This is a genomic window from Vibrio sp. 10N.222.55.C6 (assembly GCF_041473395.1).
In the GTDB taxonomy this organism is placed as follows: domain Bacteria; phylum Pseudomonadota; class Gammaproteobacteria; order Enterobacterales; family Vibrionaceae; genus Vibrio; species Vibrio crassostreae_C.
Genome location: NZ_JBFRSD010000003.1, coordinates 34,082 through 51,814 on the forward strand (window position 1 = coordinate 34,082; position 17,733 = coordinate 51,814).

The 17,733-nt window shown below is 44.4% G+C and carries 16 protein-coding genes; all 16 read left to right on the top strand.

From position 1 onward, the window contains the following. Positions 1-19: 19 nt before the first annotated feature. The 16 genes from fdx to urtB all read left to right on the top strand — a co-directional run bounded on the left by fdx (position 20) and on the right by urtB (position 17,732). Positions 20-358 carry an ISC system 2Fe-2S type ferredoxin gene (gene fdx, locus AB4486_RS03880; protein ID WP_010440525.1) on the top strand — a complete coding sequence of 113 codons (339 nt, stop codon included), beginning with the start codon at positions 20-22 and terminating at the stop codon, positions 356-358. A gap of 134 nt (positions 359-492) precedes the next feature. Continuing rightward, entirely contained in the window at positions 493-693 is a 201-nt protein-coding gene (iscX, locus tag AB4486_RS03885) for a Fe-S cluster assembly protein IscX (protein ID WP_004740335.1), read from the top strand. A 206-nt stretch (positions 694-899) separates the two neighbouring features. Beyond that, on the top strand, positions 900-2,195 hold the full coding sequence (gene pepB / locus AB4486_RS03890) for an aminopeptidase PepB (RefSeq protein WP_065584659.1): 1,296 nt from the start codon (positions 900-902) through the stop codon (positions 2,193-2,195). A 106-nt stretch (positions 2,196-2,301) separates the two neighbouring features. Then, positions 2,302-2,736 (top strand): nucleoside-diphosphate kinase, encoded by a 435-nt coding sequence (gene ndk, locus AB4486_RS03895; RefSeq protein ID WP_016797173.1) that lies wholly within the window; start codon positions 2,302-2,304, stop codon positions 2,734-2,736. A gap of 441 nt (positions 2,737-3,177) precedes the next feature. Continuing rightward, positions 3,178-4,320 (top strand): bifunctional tRNA (adenosine(37)-C2)-methyltransferase TrmG/ribosomal RNA large subunit methyltransferase RlmN, encoded by a 1,143-nt coding sequence (locus AB4486_RS03900; protein WP_017062516.1) that lies wholly within the window; start codon positions 3,178-3,180, stop codon positions 4,318-4,320. Between the two features lie 440 nt (positions 4,321-4,760). Continuing rightward, a complete protein-coding gene (gene rodZ / locus AB4486_RS03905; protein ID WP_372100246.1) occupies positions 4,761-5,717 on the top strand; it encodes a cytoskeleton protein RodZ in 957 nt (318 codons plus the stop codon). 7 nt (positions 5,718-5,724) lie between these two features. Continuing rightward, positions 5,725-6,846: a flavodoxin-dependent (E)-4-hydroxy-3-methylbut-2-enyl-diphosphate synthase gene (gene ispG / locus AB4486_RS03910; protein WP_017065612.1), complete on the top strand. Its 1,122-nt coding sequence runs from the start codon at positions 5,725-5,727 to the stop codon at positions 6,844-6,846. Positions 6,847-6,916: 70 nt separating this feature from the next. Then, positions 6,917-8,185 (top strand): histidine--tRNA ligase, encoded by a 1,269-nt coding sequence (gene hisS / locus AB4486_RS03915; protein ID WP_017062514.1) that lies wholly within the window; start codon positions 6,917-6,919, stop codon positions 8,183-8,185. Positions 8,186-8,264: 79 nt separating this feature from the next. Next, entirely contained in the window at positions 8,265-8,879 is a 615-nt protein-coding gene (locus AB4486_RS03920) for a YfgM family protein (RefSeq protein WP_017062513.1), read from the top strand. A 10-nt stretch (positions 8,880-8,889) separates the two neighbouring features. Then, a complete protein-coding gene (bamB, locus tag AB4486_RS03925) occupies positions 8,890-10,050 on the top strand; it encodes an outer membrane protein assembly factor BamB (protein WP_017062512.1) in 1,161 nt (386 codons plus the stop codon). Between the two features lie 158 nt (positions 10,051-10,208). Continuing rightward, positions 10,209-11,690 (top strand): ribosome biogenesis GTPase Der, encoded by a 1,482-nt coding sequence (gene der / locus AB4486_RS03930; RefSeq protein ID WP_017062511.1) that lies wholly within the window; start codon positions 10,209-10,211, stop codon positions 11,688-11,690. A gap of 131 nt (positions 11,691-11,821) precedes the next feature. Beyond that, positions 11,822-12,724 carry an alanyl-tRNA editing protein gene (locus AB4486_RS03935; RefSeq protein WP_372100241.1) on the top strand — a complete coding sequence of 301 codons (903 nt, stop codon included), beginning with the start codon at positions 11,822-11,824 and terminating at the stop codon, positions 12,722-12,724. 289 nt (positions 12,725-13,013) lie between these two features. Continuing rightward, the gene (locus AB4486_RS03940; protein WP_372116530.1) at positions 13,014-14,018 is read left to right on the top strand and encodes a diguanylate cyclase; all 1,005 of its coding nucleotides are present in this window, start codon (positions 13,014-13,016) and stop codon (positions 14,016-14,018) included. Positions 14,019-14,058: 40 nt separating this feature from the next. After that, complete coding sequence (locus tag AB4486_RS03945) at positions 14,059-14,286, top strand: zinc ribbon domain-containing protein (protein ID WP_102387459.1); 228 nt, start codon at positions 14,059-14,061, stop codon at positions 14,284-14,286. 295 nt (positions 14,287-14,581) lie between these two features. Next, positions 14,582-15,868, top strand: a complete 1,287-nt coding sequence (gene urtA / locus AB4486_RS03950; RefSeq protein WP_010440568.1) for an urea ABC transporter substrate-binding protein — start codon at positions 14,582-14,584, stop codon at positions 15,866-15,868. A gap of 235 nt (positions 15,869-16,103) precedes the next feature. Continuing rightward, complete coding sequence (gene urtB, locus AB4486_RS03955) at positions 16,104-17,732, top strand: urea ABC transporter permease subunit UrtB (RefSeq protein WP_372116532.1); 1,629 nt, start codon at positions 16,104-16,106, stop codon at positions 17,730-17,732. The last annotated feature ends 1 nt before the right edge of the window (position 17,733 follow it).

The window sequence follows — 17,733 nt, forward strand, 5'->3', positions numbered from 1 at the left end:
AGTTAGAGAATAGATAAACATGCCAAAGATTATTGTTTTACCTCACGAAGATCTATGTCCAGAAGGCGCTGTTTTAGAAGCAAAAACTGGTGAGACGGTTCTTGATGTTGCATTGAAGGCCGGTATTGGTATTGAACACGCATGTGAAAAATCGTGTGCATGTACAACATGTCACGTTGTGATTCGTGAAGGTTTTGATTCTTTAGAAGAGAGTGATGATCTAGAAGACGACATGCTAGATAAAGCATGGGGCTTAGAGATGGAATCTCGCTTGGGTTGCCAAGCTAAAGTGGCTGATACGGATCTTGTTGTAGAGATTCCAAAGTACACGTTGAACCTGGCTTCTGAAGACCATTAAGAACCTGTTCTCAGTCATGGCTAATACAGCGATGACTGAGAGAGTTATTGCTTAGACAAACATACTAAGAAAACTGGCTTAGAATATAGATCATAAAGGTGACAGAGCGTCGCTGATAAATATAAGGAAGTGTTATGAGCTTGAAGTGGATTGATTCGCGAGATATCGCAATTGAGCTATGTGATTTGTACCCTGATACTGATCCTAAAACGGTACGTTTTACCGATCTGCATCAATGGGTGCTAGACCTTGAAGAGTTCGACGACGAGCCTAACCACTCGAATGAAAAAATCTTAGAGGCTATTATTTTGTGCTGGATGGATGAGATGGATTAATCCTCTTATCTGATGATTTGGTCGCGGGTTGGCATCAGTCCAATATAAAACGCAGCCAAGTTAACAATTCTTACTAAAAAAAGCGGACCTTATGGTCCGTTTTTTTATCAAAATGACATTTTCCTCCTACATAATGCTAACATCAGTGAGCTAATAAAAAATAATCAGAATCACACTCTCGAAGTGGTTCATGACAAGGAGAAATCATGTCTACACAGATGCCAGTATTTTTAAGTCAAGAAGCTGCCCAGCCTCAGTGGGGAGCAAGAGCTATTTTATCGTTCTCAGAAGCGGGAGCGACAATTCACATTGGTGAAGGCCACGATCTAGGCGCAGTTCAACGTGCGGGTCGTACGCTTGACGGACAAGGTATCGCATTCGTTTCACTTCGTGGTGAAGGTTGGGATCTAGAAAGCGTTTGGGCTTTCTACCAAGGCTACCGTGGACCAAAGAAAAAGAATGCATTGGAATGGGATGCACTTTCAGAAGCCGATCAAACTGAGCTTGAAGCTCGTATTCGCGCAACTGACTGGACGCGTGACATTATCAATAAAACCGCTGAAGAAGTGGCACCTCGTCAACTTGCGACAATGGCTGCAGAATACATCAAGTCAGTGGCACCAGCGGGCACTGTTAAAGCGAAGATTGTTAAAGACAAGGATCTACTAACCGAAGGTTGGGAAGGCATCTACGCGGTCGGCCGTGGCTCTGAGCGTACATCAGCAATGCTGCAACTGGACTTCAACCCAACAGGCGATGAAAACGCACCTGTATTTGCTTGTTTAGTCGGTAAAGGTATTACGTTCGATTCGGGCGGTTACAGTATCAAGCCAGGCCAATTCATGACAGCGATGAAAGCTGACATGGGTGGCGCAGCAACGATTACTGGTGGTTTAGGTCTTGCGATTGAACGCGGTCTTAACAAGCGCATCAAGCTTATTCTATGTTGCGCAGAGAACATGATCTCTGGTCGCGCATTGAAGCTTGGCGATATCATTACCTACAAAAACGGTAAAACAGTTGAGATCATGAACACTGATGCGGAAGGTCGCTTAGTGCTAGCTGATGGCCTGATGTACGCAAGTGCACAAAGCCCTGAGCTGATCATCGACTGTGCAACGCTAACAGGCGCGGCTAAAAACGCATTAGGTAACGACTACCACGCACTATTAAGCTTCGATGATGAGTTGTCTCACCAAGCGCTAACAGCGGCAAACCAAGAGAAAGAAGGCTTATGGCCACTGCCTCTTGCTGATTTCCACCGTGGTATGTTGCCTTCAAACTTTGCTGATCTTTCAAACATCAGCACAGGCGATTACACACCGGGTGCAAGTACAGCAGCGGCATTCCTTTCTTACTTTGTAGATGATTACAAAAAAGGTTGGATTCATATGGATTGCGCGGGTACTTACCGTAAGTCAGCAAGTGACAAGTGGGCGGCAGGCGCAACGGGTATGGGCGTTCGCACACTGGCTCGTCTTCTTATCGACCAAGCAAAATAATAATAAGGGTGAGCGGTATTTTGTGCCGCTCATTCATAAAGCTCAGATCGAAAGATCTCAGTAATTTCAGTATTTAATAACAAAAAAATGAAGTGAAGGAATCCCTATGGCTCTAGAAAGAACGTTCTCAATTGTTAAGCCGGATGCAGTTAAGCGTAACCTTGTTGGTGAAATCTACCACCGTATCGAAAAAGCAGGCCTAGAAATTATTGCTGCTAAAATGGTTCGTCTTACTGAAGAGCAAGCGAGTGGCTTCTACGCTGAACATGAAGGCAAAGAGTTCTTCCCAGCTCTTAAAGAGTTTATGACTTCTGGTCCTATCATGGTTCAAGTGCTTGAAGGCGAAAACGCTATCGCTCGTTACCGTGAACTTATGGGTAAAACAAACCCAGAAGAAGCGGCATGCGGTACTATCCGTGCTGACTACGCAATCAGCATGCGTTACAACTCAGTTCACGGCAGCGACAGCCCTGAGTCTGCAGCTCGCGAAATCGAATTCTTCTTCCCAGAATCTGAAATTTGCCCACGCCCAGCTCAATAATCGGCACTGCAAATTATTCTAAAGGCTTCACCTCGGTGAGGCCTTTTTTGTAAGTGGATTTTACGCTCTCGATAATCAATTTAGTCGTCATTCTCGAAAGCGACGAAGGAGCGTAATCGGGAATCTGTTTTTGTTATTGGAGATTCCAGATACTTCGTTCCTCAGTTCTGGAATGACGGGGAACTTTGGAGCAACCATCTCGTGGTAAATATTATCGAGCAATTGGTGATTATTTACGTCATTCCCGAAAGCGACGAAGGAGTGTAATCGGGAATCTTTGTTTAAATTGGGTAATCTCAGGCCGATAAATACAATTGTTCAAATTTTAATCGCTTAAGTTTGAATGTCTTAATAAACACAGGGTTTTACAATGCTTGTTGAAGTTGCGTAAAGCCTGTACAATTCGCGCCCTTAATTATTGTTCCGTCATTGAGAGGCATCATGACCACAGCTAAAGTCAATCTACTCGATTTTGATCGTAAAGGTCTTCGTAAATTTTTCACAGAAGAACTGAATGAGAAAGCGTTTCGAGCAGAGCAAGTGATGAAGTGGATTTATCACTTCGGTGTCGATGACTTCGAACAAATGAATAACATCAACAAAAAGTTACGTGAGAAACTTCAACGTCGCTGTGAGATTGTTGCACCTGTTGTTTCTGAAGCTCAACACTCTTCAGATGGCACAATTAAATGGGCGATGAGCGTTGGCGACCAAGACGTTGAAACGGTATACATCCCAGATGGTGACCGTGCGACGCTATGTGTATCTTCACAGGTTGGTTGTGCACTTGAATGTAAGTTCTGTTCTACAGCTCAACAAGGCTTCAACCGTAACCTAAAAGTTTCAGAGATTGTTGGCCAAATCTGGCGCGCATCTCGCGAAATCGGCCTAGAAAAAGAAACCGGTCGTCGTCCAATTACTAACGTTGTAATGATGGGTATGGGTGAGCCTCTATTGAACATGAAGAACCTAATGCCATCATTAGAAATCATGCTTGATGATCTAGGTTTCGCACTGTCTAAGCGTCGTGTAACCGTATCAACTTCTGGTGTTGTTTCTGGCCTTGACCAAATGACAGACAACATCGATGTCGCATTGGCTATTTCTCTACATGCGCCAAACGATGCACTACGTAGCCAAATCATGCCGATCAACGACCGTTGGGATATCCAAGACTTCCTAGCATCTGTTCGTCGTTACATTGCATCTTCAAATGCTAACCGCGGTAAAGTAACGGTTGAGTACGTGTTATTGGATCATGTGAATGATGATATGGACCACGCACGTGAACTTGCTGAGCTAATGAAAGAGACGCCTTGTAAGATCAACTTGATTCCATTCAACCCTTACCCGGGGTCGCCTTATAAGAAGCCAAGCAACTCTCGTATTGATCGCTTCCAAAAAACGCTGATGGAATACAACTACACAGTAACCGTTCGTAAGACTCGTGGTGATGATATTGATGCCGCGTGTGGTCAGTTAGTCGGTGATGTGATTGATAGAACCAAGCGTACTAAAATGCTTAAAGCAGCCTCTGAAGCGAACTTGATTGCCGGTGGTGTGATTGAAGTAAAAGCGGTATAAAACGCGATTAGAACCTAAACAAGCCAGAAGTCCTACTTCTGGCTTGTTGCTTTTCTGGGGTACAGTTTTTGATTTTTTGGACTTCTTGCCCACGCTTTCTTACATTTTTCGTCAAATTTTGGACAAAACCATGAGCTGACGGTAAATTTTGTTTAAAGTGTTTTTGCCTTGTAATGGCATTAGCTTATGATTAACTAATCTTAAATTAATTTAAGTGCTCGCTTGCTACTGATCATCAATATGTCTATTTAGGTTGGCTACTTGATAAACTAGCTTCCTGAGAAGGTCATCCATAATAAATGAATGATGTTCGCCTTTAAGGGTTGATGATTTAGATAGCAGGAAAAATTCCACATAACGTGGGTTGTTAGATTGAGCTTAAACGACAATAAGAAAACGCTCTCCTCAACCTGCGATAATACTTTAGAAGTTCACTCTCTATGAACACAGAACAAGATACACAAGCGCAAGAAAACGTAGCTCCAGCTTTGGAAGCGGGAACGCTGCTTAAGAACAAACGAGAATCTCTTGGTTTAACGCAAAAGCAGATTTCTGATCGCTTGAAACTTCGCGTTACTCTGATCCAACAAATTGAAGAAAACCAATTCGAGTCAGATCAAGTGGCGACGTTTATGCGTGGCTATATTCGTTCATACGCGAAATACGTCAATCTTGATGAAAAAGTCGTATTGAGTGCGCTGCATCATGCCGGTGATGCTCAGCATCAAGAGCAAGAAATGCTGAGTTTTTCTCGTAAGACCAAAACCGAGAAGCACAACAGCCGTATTATGATCCTGACTTGGAGCATTTTTGCGGTCATTGCGGGTATCTCCTCACTTTGGTGGTGGCAGAACCAACAGCAAGACACCCTATCTCAATCTTTAGCGAATACTGAAAGCTCAGAAGAGCTAGCGGTAGAAGAATCACTTGCCCCTGAATTCACCTCTTTGGAAGTGATTGAAGCTGAACAAAACGAAGCGGGTGCTTCTGTTGTTGAAGATACTGAAGGCCTTGCTGCGATAAGCGATGCGGAAGATACTTCAGATGCTGTTACTCCAGCTGACGAAACTCCTGCACAACAAGCAACAGAGACAGAGCCAACTGCTGAAGTTGCTGCGAATGCAGAAGCGGTTGAAGCAAGCACTGCTCCTGAAGCTGTGGCTAACGAGCTAGTCATGCAGTTCTCTGCTGATTGCTGGATCCAAGTAAAAGATGCAACGGGTAAAACCTTGTCGACTGGCATTAAAAAAGCAGGCCAGACATTAAATCTTTCTGGAACTGCACCATATAAAGTGATTCTGGGTGCGCCTGAAGGCGTATCGATGACATTTGCAAGTGAACCTGTCGACCTTTCTGGGTATACTTCAGGCAAAGTAGCTAGAATAACCTTACCTTAGAGTTAATATGCAACACGAATCTCCTATTATTCGTCGCAAATCAACCCGTATTTATGTGGGTGATGTGCCGATCGGTGATGGTGCACCAATTGCTGTGCAATCCATGACCAACACAAGAACAACAGATGTAGCCGCGACCGTTGCTCAAATTAGAGCTCTGGAAAAAGTTGGCGCTGATATCGTTCGCGTATCTGTACCGACTATGGATGCAGCTGAAGCCTTTAAGCAAATCAAGCAGCAGGTCTCTGTTCCTTTGGTTGCTGATATTCACTTCGACTACCGTATCGCACTTAAAGTGGCGGAATACGGCGTTGACTGTCTGCGTATCAACCCAGGTAACATCGGTAACGAAAGCCGTATCCGCTCAGTTGTTGATTGTGCGCGTGATATGAATATTCCGATTCGTATTGGTGTTAACGGCGGTTCTCTTGAGAAAGAGATCCAAGAGAAATACACAGAACCTACAGCAGAAGCGCTTGTTGAATCAGCAATGCGTCATGTAGATATCCTAGACCGTCTGAACTTTGATCAATTCAAAGTCAGCGTGAAGGCTTCTGATGTATTCCTTGCTGTCGGTTCTTACCGTTTGCTGGCTAAGCAGATTGATCAACCTCTCCACCTTGGTATTACCGAAGCGGGTGGTGCGCGTGCAGGCTCTGTGAAGTCAGCGGTAGGTTTAGGAATGCTTCTTTCTGAAGGTATCGGCGATACGCTGCGTATATCGCTAGCGGCTGATCCGGTTGAAGAGATCAAAGTTGGCTTTGATATTCTTAAATCTTTGCGCATTCGTTCGCGTGGCATCAACTTCATTGCGTGTCCGAGCTGTTCTCGTCAAGAGTTCGATGTTATTAACACCGTTAATGCCCTTGAAGAGCGCCTAGAAGACGTGATCACTCCAATGGACGTATCTATCATCGGTTGTGTGGTTAACGGCCCTGGTGAAGCTGAAGTGTCTCACTTAGGTTTAGCTGGTAGTGCACGTAAGAGTGCCTTCTACGAAGATGGTAAGCGTCAGAAAGAGCGCTTCGACAACGATGACCTTGTCGACAAACTTGAAGCTAAGATTCGTGCAAAAGCGTCAGTGCTTGATAAAGCAAATCGCATTGATGTAGAAAACTTAGAAGATTAATACAACGCGATGGGGTGTGATTGTCTATTCGCACTAACACCTGGTCGTGAGAAATTACGGAATAAATACTGTGGCTAAAAATATTCAAGCAATTCGAGGCATGAACGACTGCCTTCCAACTCAATCACCACTGTGGCAGAAAGTAGAAAGCGCAGTTAAAAACGTGGTGAGTGCATACGGTTACAACGAAGTACGTATGCCTATCGTTGAAGAAACAAACCTATTTAGCCGTGCAGTTGGTGAAGAGACAGACGTTGTTTCTAAAGAGATGTACACCTTTGACGACCGCAATGGCGATAGCCTAACGCTGCGTCCAGAAGGCACAGCAGGTTGTGTTCGTTCATGTATTCAAAACAGCCTTATCAACCGTGATGAACAGCGCCTATGGTACATGGGCCCTATGTTCCGTCACGAGCGTCCTCAAAAAGGTCGTTACCGTCAATTCCACCAATGTGGTGTTGAAGTGTTTGGCCTAGACGGTCCAGACGTTGACGCAGAACTTATCATGATGACAGCACGTCTATGGCGTGAGCTAGGCATCGACAAGCACGTTCGCCTAGAGCTGAACTCAATCGGTTCTCAAGAAGATCGCGTTAGCTACCGCACTGCGTTAGTGGCTTTCCTTGAGCAACACATTGATGTGCTTGACGAAGACTGCAAACGTCGCATGCACACTAACCCTCTACGTGTACTTGATACTAAGAACCCTGATGTTCAAGCTATCTTAGGTGACGCACCTCGACTATCTGAATATCTAGGTGAAGAATCGAAGCAACATTTTGCTGGTTTGTGTGAACTTCTTGACGCTGTTGGTATCGAATACCAAGTTAATGAGCGTCTAGTACGTGGCCTAGATTACTACAACCGCACTGTATTTGAGTGGATCACAGACAGCCTTGGTGCTCAAGGTACAGTATGTGGCGGCGGTCGTTACGATGGTCTTGTTGAGCAACTAGGCGGCAAAGCAACCAATGCAGTTGGCTTCGCAATGGGTCTAGAGCGTCTGGTTCTGATGATGGAAACGCTAGAGCTAACAGAAGTTCGTCGTAGCGTTGATGTATACGTAGTTGCTGCTGGCGAAGGTACTATGATCGCGGGCATGCAGTTAGCGAATCAATTACGCGACACCGTTGAAGGCGTGCGTGTAATGAACCACTTCGGTGGTGGTAACTTCAAGAAGCAATTCAAACGTGCTGACAAAGTAGGTGCTGTTGTGGCGCTGGTACTTGGTGAGAACGAAGTTGCTGACAATACAGTTGTGCTAAAAGATCTGGTTGGCGGCGAGCAAGAAACCGTGTCTCAAACGGAAGTTGCAGAGAAAGTTGCTGCGCTAATCTAATTAGCCATTGAGCAAACGCTCATAATGAATACTAACGTCAGCACTATGCTGGCGTTTAAAGAATTAAAGAGGACAGGAAGTGGAACTTTACGATAGCGAAGAGCAACAAGTTGAAGCCATTAAAGATTGGTGGAAAGAGAACGGTAAAGCCGTAATCTTTGGTGCGGTTATTGGTTTAGGTGGTCTATTTGGCTGGCGCTATTACCAAGATTCAGTAGTTGAAGCGCGTGAAGCAGCTTCAGAAAGCTACACCTCTGTAATTTCAGCTCTTGATGTTAAGGGTGTTGATGCTCAATCTGATATTCAAGCTTTCATCGACGCAAACAAAGATGCTGAGTACTCAGTACTTGCTGCTATGCAACTAGCAAAAGTACAAGTACAAGCAGGCGATCTAGCGGCGGCACTTGAACAGCTCGAGTGGGCAAAATCGGCAACTAAGGACGCGGCACTTGCGCCACTACTTACTTACCGTGTTGCACGTATTAAAGCTGAGCAAGGTGAATTTGACGCAGCACTGACTGATCTTGCTGCTATGACAGACGAATCTTGGAAAGGCCGTGTTGCTGAACTGCGTGGTGATATCTCACTTCGTAAAGGCGACACAGACGCAGCATACAGTGCTTACACAGAAGCACAGCAAGCTGTTGACGCTAGCCAAACGCTTCAAATCAAACTTGACGACCTAGCTAAATAAGGCGCTTTGAATGAAGAAGATGTTTCCAAAAGCGGCGTTGTGTGCGATTGCTCTTGGCCTACTAGCTGGCTGTGCGGGTGAAGAAGACACCGTAATCATGGCTCCAGTACCAACGGTAAACAGCGAGTTCACTCCTAGTCAGGAATGGTCTACGTCGGTTGGTGATGGTGTTGGTCACTACTTTTCAAAACTAACGCCAGAATTGGCTTACGACAAAGTGTTTGTTGCAAGCCGTGAAGGTATGGTTAAAGCGCTTGATCCTGATACAGGTAAAGCGCTGTGGAAAGTCGATCTTGAGAAAGACGTATTGGCTCGTTTATCGGGTGGCTTAACGGCGGCTTACGGTAAAGTTTTTGTTGGTTCTGAAAATGGCGAAGTGATCGCACTGGAAGAATCGACCGGTGAAGAGCTGTGGCGTGTATCAGTCAATGGCGAGGTGCTTGCATCCCCAGCAACTGATAGCAACATGGTCATTGTTCATACCAGTCGCGGTATGTTGATCGCGTTAGATCAAGCAAGCGGTGAACAAAAATGGACCATCAGTACGGAAGTACCAAGCCTAACACTGCGTGGCGATAGCTCGCCTGTTGCAGTTTCTGGTGGTGTATTCTGGGGTACAGCAAATGGTCGTCTAGCTGCGGCTATCGTTGATCGTGGTCAGCTTATTTGGCAACAGCCAGTAGGCACACCAAAAGGTGCAACGGAAATTGATCGTTTGGTTGATGTTGATGCATCTCCAATTGTTCTTGGTGGCACCCTGTATACCGTAGGTATCAATGGTCAGCTGATTGCTATCGACCTTCGTTCTGGTAAGCCAATTTGGAAACGTAACTACTCATCAGCGATTGATTTAGCAAGTGATGGTAGCCGTTTGTTCGTTGTTACCGACAAAGACCATGTGGTTGCGGTTGATGCGCGTAGTGGTACTGAACTGTGGAGCACTCCATTGTTAGAAAACCGCTTACTGACAGCACCTGCTATTATTAATGGTTATGTAGTCGTGGGTGATACTGAAGGTTATCTGCACTGGTTGGATCGTTCATCGGGTGAGTTTGTTGCTCAACAGCTTGTCGATGATAGCGGCTTTGCGGTTGCACCAATTGAACTGCCTGAAGGCTACTTAGTGACGACTCGCAATGGCGATGTAAAGAAACTAACGATTAGCCAATAAAAGCGTGATATAATTCACAGTCGGCTCCTGGTTGGTAACAGCCAGGAGCCGTTTTGTTGTTAAAAATTAATAAACCGTGTGGTTATAGGTAAGAGTTTAAACTTGCGAACAAGTGCTTACCTATAACTACATTTAGAGAAGAAATTGTAGAGGTTGTTATGGTACCTGTTGTTGCTCTAGTAGGGCGTCCGAACGTAGGTAAATCTACGTTATTTAACCGATTGACTCGAACTCGTGATGCATTGGTTGCGGATTTCCCTGGCTTAACGCGTGACCGTAAATACGGTCATGCTCATTTTAGCGAGCATGACTTTATTGTTATTGACACTGGCGGTATCGACGGTACTGAAGAAGGTGTTGAAACTAAAATGGCTGAACAGTCGCTAGCGGCGATTGATGAAGCTGATGTCGTTCTATTTATGGTAGATGGCCGTGCGGGTCTAACACCTTCAGACGTGGCGATTGCTAAGCACCTACGTCAACTAGAAAAGCCTTCAATGCTAGTAGTAAACAAGGTTGATGGTATCGACCCTGATGCTGCAAGTGCTGACTTCTGGCAACTAGGTGTAGAAGACATGTACCAAATCGCTGCGGCGCATGGTCGTGGTGTTACTGCACTTATTGACCTTGCTCTTAACCCATTCGCAGAAGCGCTAAAAGCTGAGAATGGCGAAGTAAGCGACTTAACTGAGTTTGAAGACGAAGAAGAAGAGCAGGTTGAATTTACAGAAGAAGAAGCTGAAGCAGAATTCAAGCGTCTTCAAGATCAACCGATCAAACTAGCGATCATTGGCCGTCCTAACGTAGGTAAATCAACGCTAACGAACCGTATTCTTGGTGAAGAGCGTGTGGTTGTTTACGATATGCCAGGTACGACTCGTGACTCTATCTACATCCCAATGCAGCGTGACGAGCGTGAATACGTTCTAATCGATACTGCGGGTGTTCGTCGTCGTAAAAACATCAACGAAACGGTAGAGAAGTTCTCAGTGGTTAAAACACTGAAAGCGATTGAAGATGCTAACGTTGTATTGCTGCTTATCGATGCTCGCGAAAACATCTCTGATCAAGATCTAAGCTTGCTAGGCTTTGCGTTGAACGCTGGTCGTTCAATTGTTATTGCCGTAAACAAGTGGGATGGCCTAGATAACGACGTTAAAGAACGCGTTAAGAAAGAGCTAGACCGTCGCTTAGGCTTCGTTGATTTCGCACGTATTCACTTTATCTCTGCACTTCACGGTACAGGTGTTGGTCACTTGTTTGAGTCTGTACAAGAAGCTTACAAGTCAGCGACTACTCGTGTTGGTACTTCTGTGCTAACTCGTATCATGAAGATGGCGACTGATGATCACCAACCGCCTATGGTTCGTGGCCGTCGTGTGAAACTGAAATACGCGCACGCTGGTGGCTACAACCCACCGATTATCGTTATCCACGGCAACCAAGTTCGTAACTTGCCAGATTCATACAAACGATTCTTGATGAACTACTACCGTCGTTCACTAGAAATCATGGGTACACCTATTCGCATTCAATTCCAGAACAGCGAGAACCCATTTGAAGCTAAGACTAACAAGCTGACAATTTCTCAAGAACGTAAACGTAAACGTATGATGAGCATGGTTAAAGGTCGTAAGTAAACCTTTCCAATAGATTTGATACCCGAGCCTGTCTCGGGTATTTTTTTAAGCAAAATTCACGTTAAGCCATAACAATACGTTTTTATCATCATGGCTCAACGAATCAGACTAGATTCCAGAAGAAGAACGATATGACTACTAGCGATTTGATTACACCTGTGTCAGCAATCACACCAACCATCACTCAATTTTGTCATCAGGCTTGGCAGCTCAATGCTAAAGCGCAGTACGTTGAAAGCGATGACAGCAAAACTTACCTGATCACCGACGTGACACCTTTTCATCCTGTGAGTCATATTTGGCCCGATCACCCAGCAGACCAAGGCTTCGTCAATGTTGGTGACGAGCAATATCCTGTGGAAGACTGCCTTGTTGGTGCAATAGAACAATCTACTGGAAAACTTCACATCGCAGCCGATATTCCTGTTAAGCGTGATACGGAAGGCTGGGCGTTTGTGGTTGTCCACCAGCTACCTGTATTAGTTTCTATGATTAATGTTAACGATGAAGTGCTGTTGTCGGTTGATAAAGAGTACCAAGCCAGTTTGAGCCGAGGTCACAGTGCTGGCCACATTGCTTTCTTAGCGTTGAATAAAGTATTGGCTGAGAGCTACTGGCGGAAAGATGCCGACAGAAAAGATCCGCTCGGCAGTTACGACTTTAATAGCTACGCACAAGTGACTAGCTTTGTGACTCCTGAGTTGTGTACTGATAAGTATCGTTTGGGCAAAACCCTGAAGAAGCGTGGTTTGAACGTAGCAGATATGCTAACCAATCTTGATGGTATCGAAGCTGACATCAATCAGATGATTAAAGGTTGGCTCGCAGATTCGACGCCAGTGGCAATGAGATTGGAAGGCGAGGCATTAACAGACTCTCGCTATTGGGAATGGCAATTGGATAGCGATACTTTAGTGTCGATTCCGTGTGGTGGTACTCACATAGATAATACCTCAGAGCTTGGGGCGTTATCGGTTAAGTTAACTCAGCTAGATGAGCAACATATTGAAATGCTAACGCATGTAATTCGATGATTTCGGTTACAGAACGAAATTACTTATTCTGTTTAACCTGTTTTTACATGTAATTATCAAAATAAATGACCATTTAAAATTGAAATGCAGCACATGTAACTTATGCTTTCGGTGTGTGGTGATATAAATATTCTTTTTGGGGTAGATCGCTGATCAAAATAGATAAAGCAAAAGATCAACCTATGATCTTCGATTGTGTGTTGTGGTTATTTAGTGTGTTATTATTAACCAACAGCAAGCTTGCATAAGAACAGGCTGCACCCGACTACACAATTGAAAGCTTTAGTGAATGGAACAACAATTTTTATTAGAAGGCCACCGAGCAGTGAATCGTTTGCTTCGAAAGCTTGCACTTGGAATGGATCGTAAGGATTTAAACCATAAGATCATTCAGCTTACAGAGCAGCTTTTTGGGCAACGTATGGCCTCAATATTACTGCTTAACTCAAAGTCGAACACTTTACACATCGAATGCGCGCCTAACTTGCCCGATTTTTATAATCAGCAGATAGAAGGTATTGGAATTGGCGTTGGTATTGGTTCTTGTGGAGAGGCTGCTGCGCTTAAGAAAGCTGTTATGGTCTCCAACATAAATGCACACCCAAACTGGGCACCTTTTTTAGCCCTCACTAATCAAGCGAATCTGCATGCCTGTTGGTCGGTACCCATTATCTCGTCGCGCGGTAATGTGTTGGGTACCTTCGCTATTTATAGTCAGTACATCTCTGAACCGCATGAATTTGAGCTCGAGATCTTGGAGCTGCTTGCTTCTTTGTATTCAGTAGCGCTAGAGAAATACGAGCTAGAGAATCAACTCAACTTTTTTGCCAGTCATGATTCGCTGACGCATTGCTTGAACCGCCGAGCATTGTTAAGTGAAGCTAAGAAGGTTTTAGTTAAACGATGTTTTGCGGACAAAGTGATGGCCTGCCTGTTTGTTGATGTTGATAAATTCAAGTCAATCAACGATACGTATGGCCATAGCTTTGGCGATGATGTTCTGTTAGCCGTTGCAAAAGTTCTCGATGAAGCGACTACGGCATGTGCCAAGGTAGGTCGTTACGGTGGTGACGAGTTTGTAGTGTTTTCTTGCTTTGATACCGAACAAAAAGTGTCAGACTTTTATCACAGCTTAGAAAAAGCGTTGGATAAAGCTCTCTATATTAATGGCGTTCAGTTTTCAGTCAGTGTTGGGATTGCTTGTGAAAAGTCGCCTAAAGGGCTCGATCAGTTGATTGCGTCAGCTGACAAAAGCATGTATCAAATCAAGCAAGCCAAGGCGAAGAAAGAGTAGATTGCTTATTAGTACTGAAAGTAAAAAGTTAGGATTTCCTATGAGTGAAAATATCTGCCCTAAATGCCAGTCAGAACTTAGCTGGGATGGTAAATACCACTGTGAAAGCTGCCAAGGTCACTTTACAAAAGTGGGCTTTTGTCCTGAGTGCAGCAGCCAATTAGAGAAGCTTCAAGCTTGTGGGGCTGCGAGCTATTTCTGCAATGGCGATTGTAACGAGCTTAAATCTAAGTCGAGAGTGAAATTCGAGTTTCAACAAGCCGAATAGTCTTACCTCTCAATGGCAAGACGATAATCTGAGATGTTTTTTGGAGGTCTAGTATGAAAATATTGGGCTTTTTTTGTATTTAGCGAATATGCGTGTGTCATCTTGGTTCAATCTTATCGTCACTGCACCAGCATGAAACATAGTAACCTTGTCGCTATGCACTGCATTGGTGTTAACTTAGTTAAAGTACTATTAAATACAAAGGCTTAAAACTTTGTTGGTTATGTTTTAAGTTTGGCACTCTTCTTGTAACTCTGTAATTGAATAACAAAAATACAATTATGGAGTAACAATCATGAACAAGGTGTTCAATTTATCGCTAGCTGCACTGTGTACAACACTTTCATTTTCTTCTGCAACAGTGCTTGCGGCTGACGATACCATTAAAGTCGGCGTTCTACATTCATTGTCAGGCACTATGGCGATCAGTGAAACAACGCTAAAAGATACCGTTCTTATGCTCATCGACGAGCAAAACAAAAAAGGTGGCTTACTTGGTAAGAAGCTTGAGCCTGTAGTTGTTGACCCTGCGTCAAACTGGCCGCTGTTTGCTGAGAAAGCACGTGAGCTTATCGAGAAAGAAAAAGTGGATGTGGTATTTGGTGGTTGGACATCGGTATCACGTAAATCCATGCTGCCAGTTTTTGAAGAGCTAAACAGCATCCTTTTCTACCCAGTACAGTATGAAGGCGAAGAGTCCTCTAAAAACGTTTTCTACACCGGTGCTGCGCCAAACCAACAAGCGATTCCTGCCGTTGATTACTTAATGGATGAACTTGAAGTGGAACGTTGGGTGCTTGCAGGTACCGATTACGTTTATCCGCGTACCACCAATAAGATCTTAGAGGCCTACCTAAAAAGTAAAGGTGTCGCAGAAGAAGACATCATGATCAACTACACACCGTTTGGTCATTCTGATTGGCAATCTATTGTTTCAGATATCAAGAAGTTTGGTGAAGCTGGTAAGAAAACCGCCGTTGTATCTACTGTGAATGGCGATGCAAACGTACCTTTCTATAAAGAGCTTGGTGCTCAAGGTGTTTCATCTGAAGACATTCCAGTGATTGCATTCTCGGTTGGCGAAGAAGAGCTATCGGGCATGGATACTGAACCTCTAGTGGGTCACTTAGCGGCATGGAACTATTTCATGAGCGTCGATACCGAAGTCAATGAAGAGTTCGTTGAAACATGGCAGTCATTCATTAAGAGTGACAAACGTGTAACGAATGACCCGATGGAAGCACACTATATTGGTTTCAATATGTGGGCTCAAGCTGTGACTAATGCGGGCACAACCGATGCTGAAGCGGTGCAAGATGCATTGATTGGTGTGTCTGTTCCAAACCTATCTGGTGGCTACTCAACCATGCTACCAAACCACCACATAACTAAACCTGTATTGATTGGTGAGATTCAAGATGATGGCCAGTTTGACATCGTTTGGGAAACCACAGGCCTTGTTGCAGGTGATGCTTGGTCTAACTACTTACCTGAATCAGCAAAACTATTCTCTAGTTGGTCTAAGCCATTCTCATGTGGTGCGTTCAACGTTGAAACTAAAAAGTGTTCTGGTGGTAACTAGAGTTATTCGCTCTTAGCTGATAACTAGTTACTGGTTATCAGCTTTCGTTACTGGGTGTTAGCTATTACCGGTAACTACTAGCTATGAATATTGAGCCTTCTCTTTAGGGAAGAGTGCTTCTGCATGGAGGCGCAACGAAAGAGAAGGCTCAAATTAGTTTCAAGTCACAACAACTATCCAAACATCCACCAAGTAAAAAATAACAATATCTAACTTGTTGGTTAAGGAAGCAGGGATGAAGAACGTATTAAACGTATTTAAGGCGCTGTTGCTCATGGCTATCAGTGCTCAGTTGGCTTTTGCTGGAATAACGGATGAAGCTAGCTTTACCAAGGCGCTAGTTGGTAAAAAAACATCGGATAAAGAGCTAGCCATCGATTGGATCATTGAGACACAAACGGAAGACGTGTCGAAGGCTATTTTATATGGATGGTTAAACGGCAATCTCTATTACTTCAATGATAAAAAAAACGAACATTATAAACAGCTCTATCTCATTCAAAACACCAAAACAGCCACTTCAGCTCAGTCTGTATGGGATGAATCAACTCTCAATATCGACAATGCTAAGCTGTTTAAAAAGGTGCGCGTAAACAACAAACTTCGCGGGATCTTACGGGGCGAAATTGCCTCTATTGGATTAAATAGCAGTAACCCAGATGTGCGTTATCAAGCGGTTCTCGATCTACTGGGAACTAAGGATGCCACTATCATCGATCGTTTATCCGAACTTAGAGAAAATGAGACCGATGGTAAAGTCGCTGAACTAATGGATTTGTCATTAGCTATTTTTACCTCGCTTGATAACAGTGCAACAACTGAAGCTCGAGTAACATCGATTGAACGAGTGGGCGACTTTAAGCATTCAGTCGTTCTAAAAACACTGAACCAACTACTGAACAGTGAGCAAGATCCAAGCATTACCGCTGCAGCAGAACGTGCGATGGATAGCTATCAACAAAGCCAAGCACTCTATTCGGGTGTAGAAACAGTATTCTTCGGTTTGAGTTTAGGCTCGGTATTGGTACTGGCAGGCATTGGCTTAGCGATTACCTTTGGTGTGATGGGCGTTATCAACATGGCTCATGGCGAGCTGATCATGATTGGCGCTTACACCACCTACGTATTGCAGTTGTTGATGCCGAATCATATTGGCCTAGCGCTGATACTTTCCATTCCAGCGGCATTCATTGTTTCTGGCTTAGTGGGCATTGCGATTGAGCGAAGTGTGATTCGTCATCTTTATGGTCGCCCATTGGAAACCTTACTCGCGACCTTTGGTATTAGCTTAATCTTGCAGCAGGCTGTTCGTTCTATTTTCTCTCCTTTGAACCGCTCAGTGAGCACGCCTGAATGGATGTCTGGAGCACTTCAATTAAACCCAATGTTGTCCCTGACCTACAACCGCCTTTACATCATTCTCTTCTGTGGTTTGGTGTTTATGGGCTTATTAATGGTTCTGAAAAAGACACCACTAGGTTTGCAGGTTCGTGCGGTTTCTCAAAACCGTGGCATGGCTCGTGCGATGGGTATTCGTTCAGAGCGAGTTGATGCGATGACCTTCGGTTTAGGCTCTGGCGTTGCGGGTGTTGCAGGCGTGGCACTGTCTCAACTGACCAACGTTGGCCCTAATATGGGACAGGCGTACATCATCGACTCATTCATGGTGGTGGTATTCGGCGGTGTTGGCAACCTATGGGGCACGCTAGTCGCAGGCTTAAGCCTTGGTCTGTTCAATAAAATTTTAGAACCATGGGCTGGTGCGGTTCTCGCCAAGATTCTGGTACTGGTTTTCATCATTCTATTTATTCAAAAACGCCCACGCGGACTCTTCCCGCAACGTGGTCGTGCGGCTGAAGGTTAAG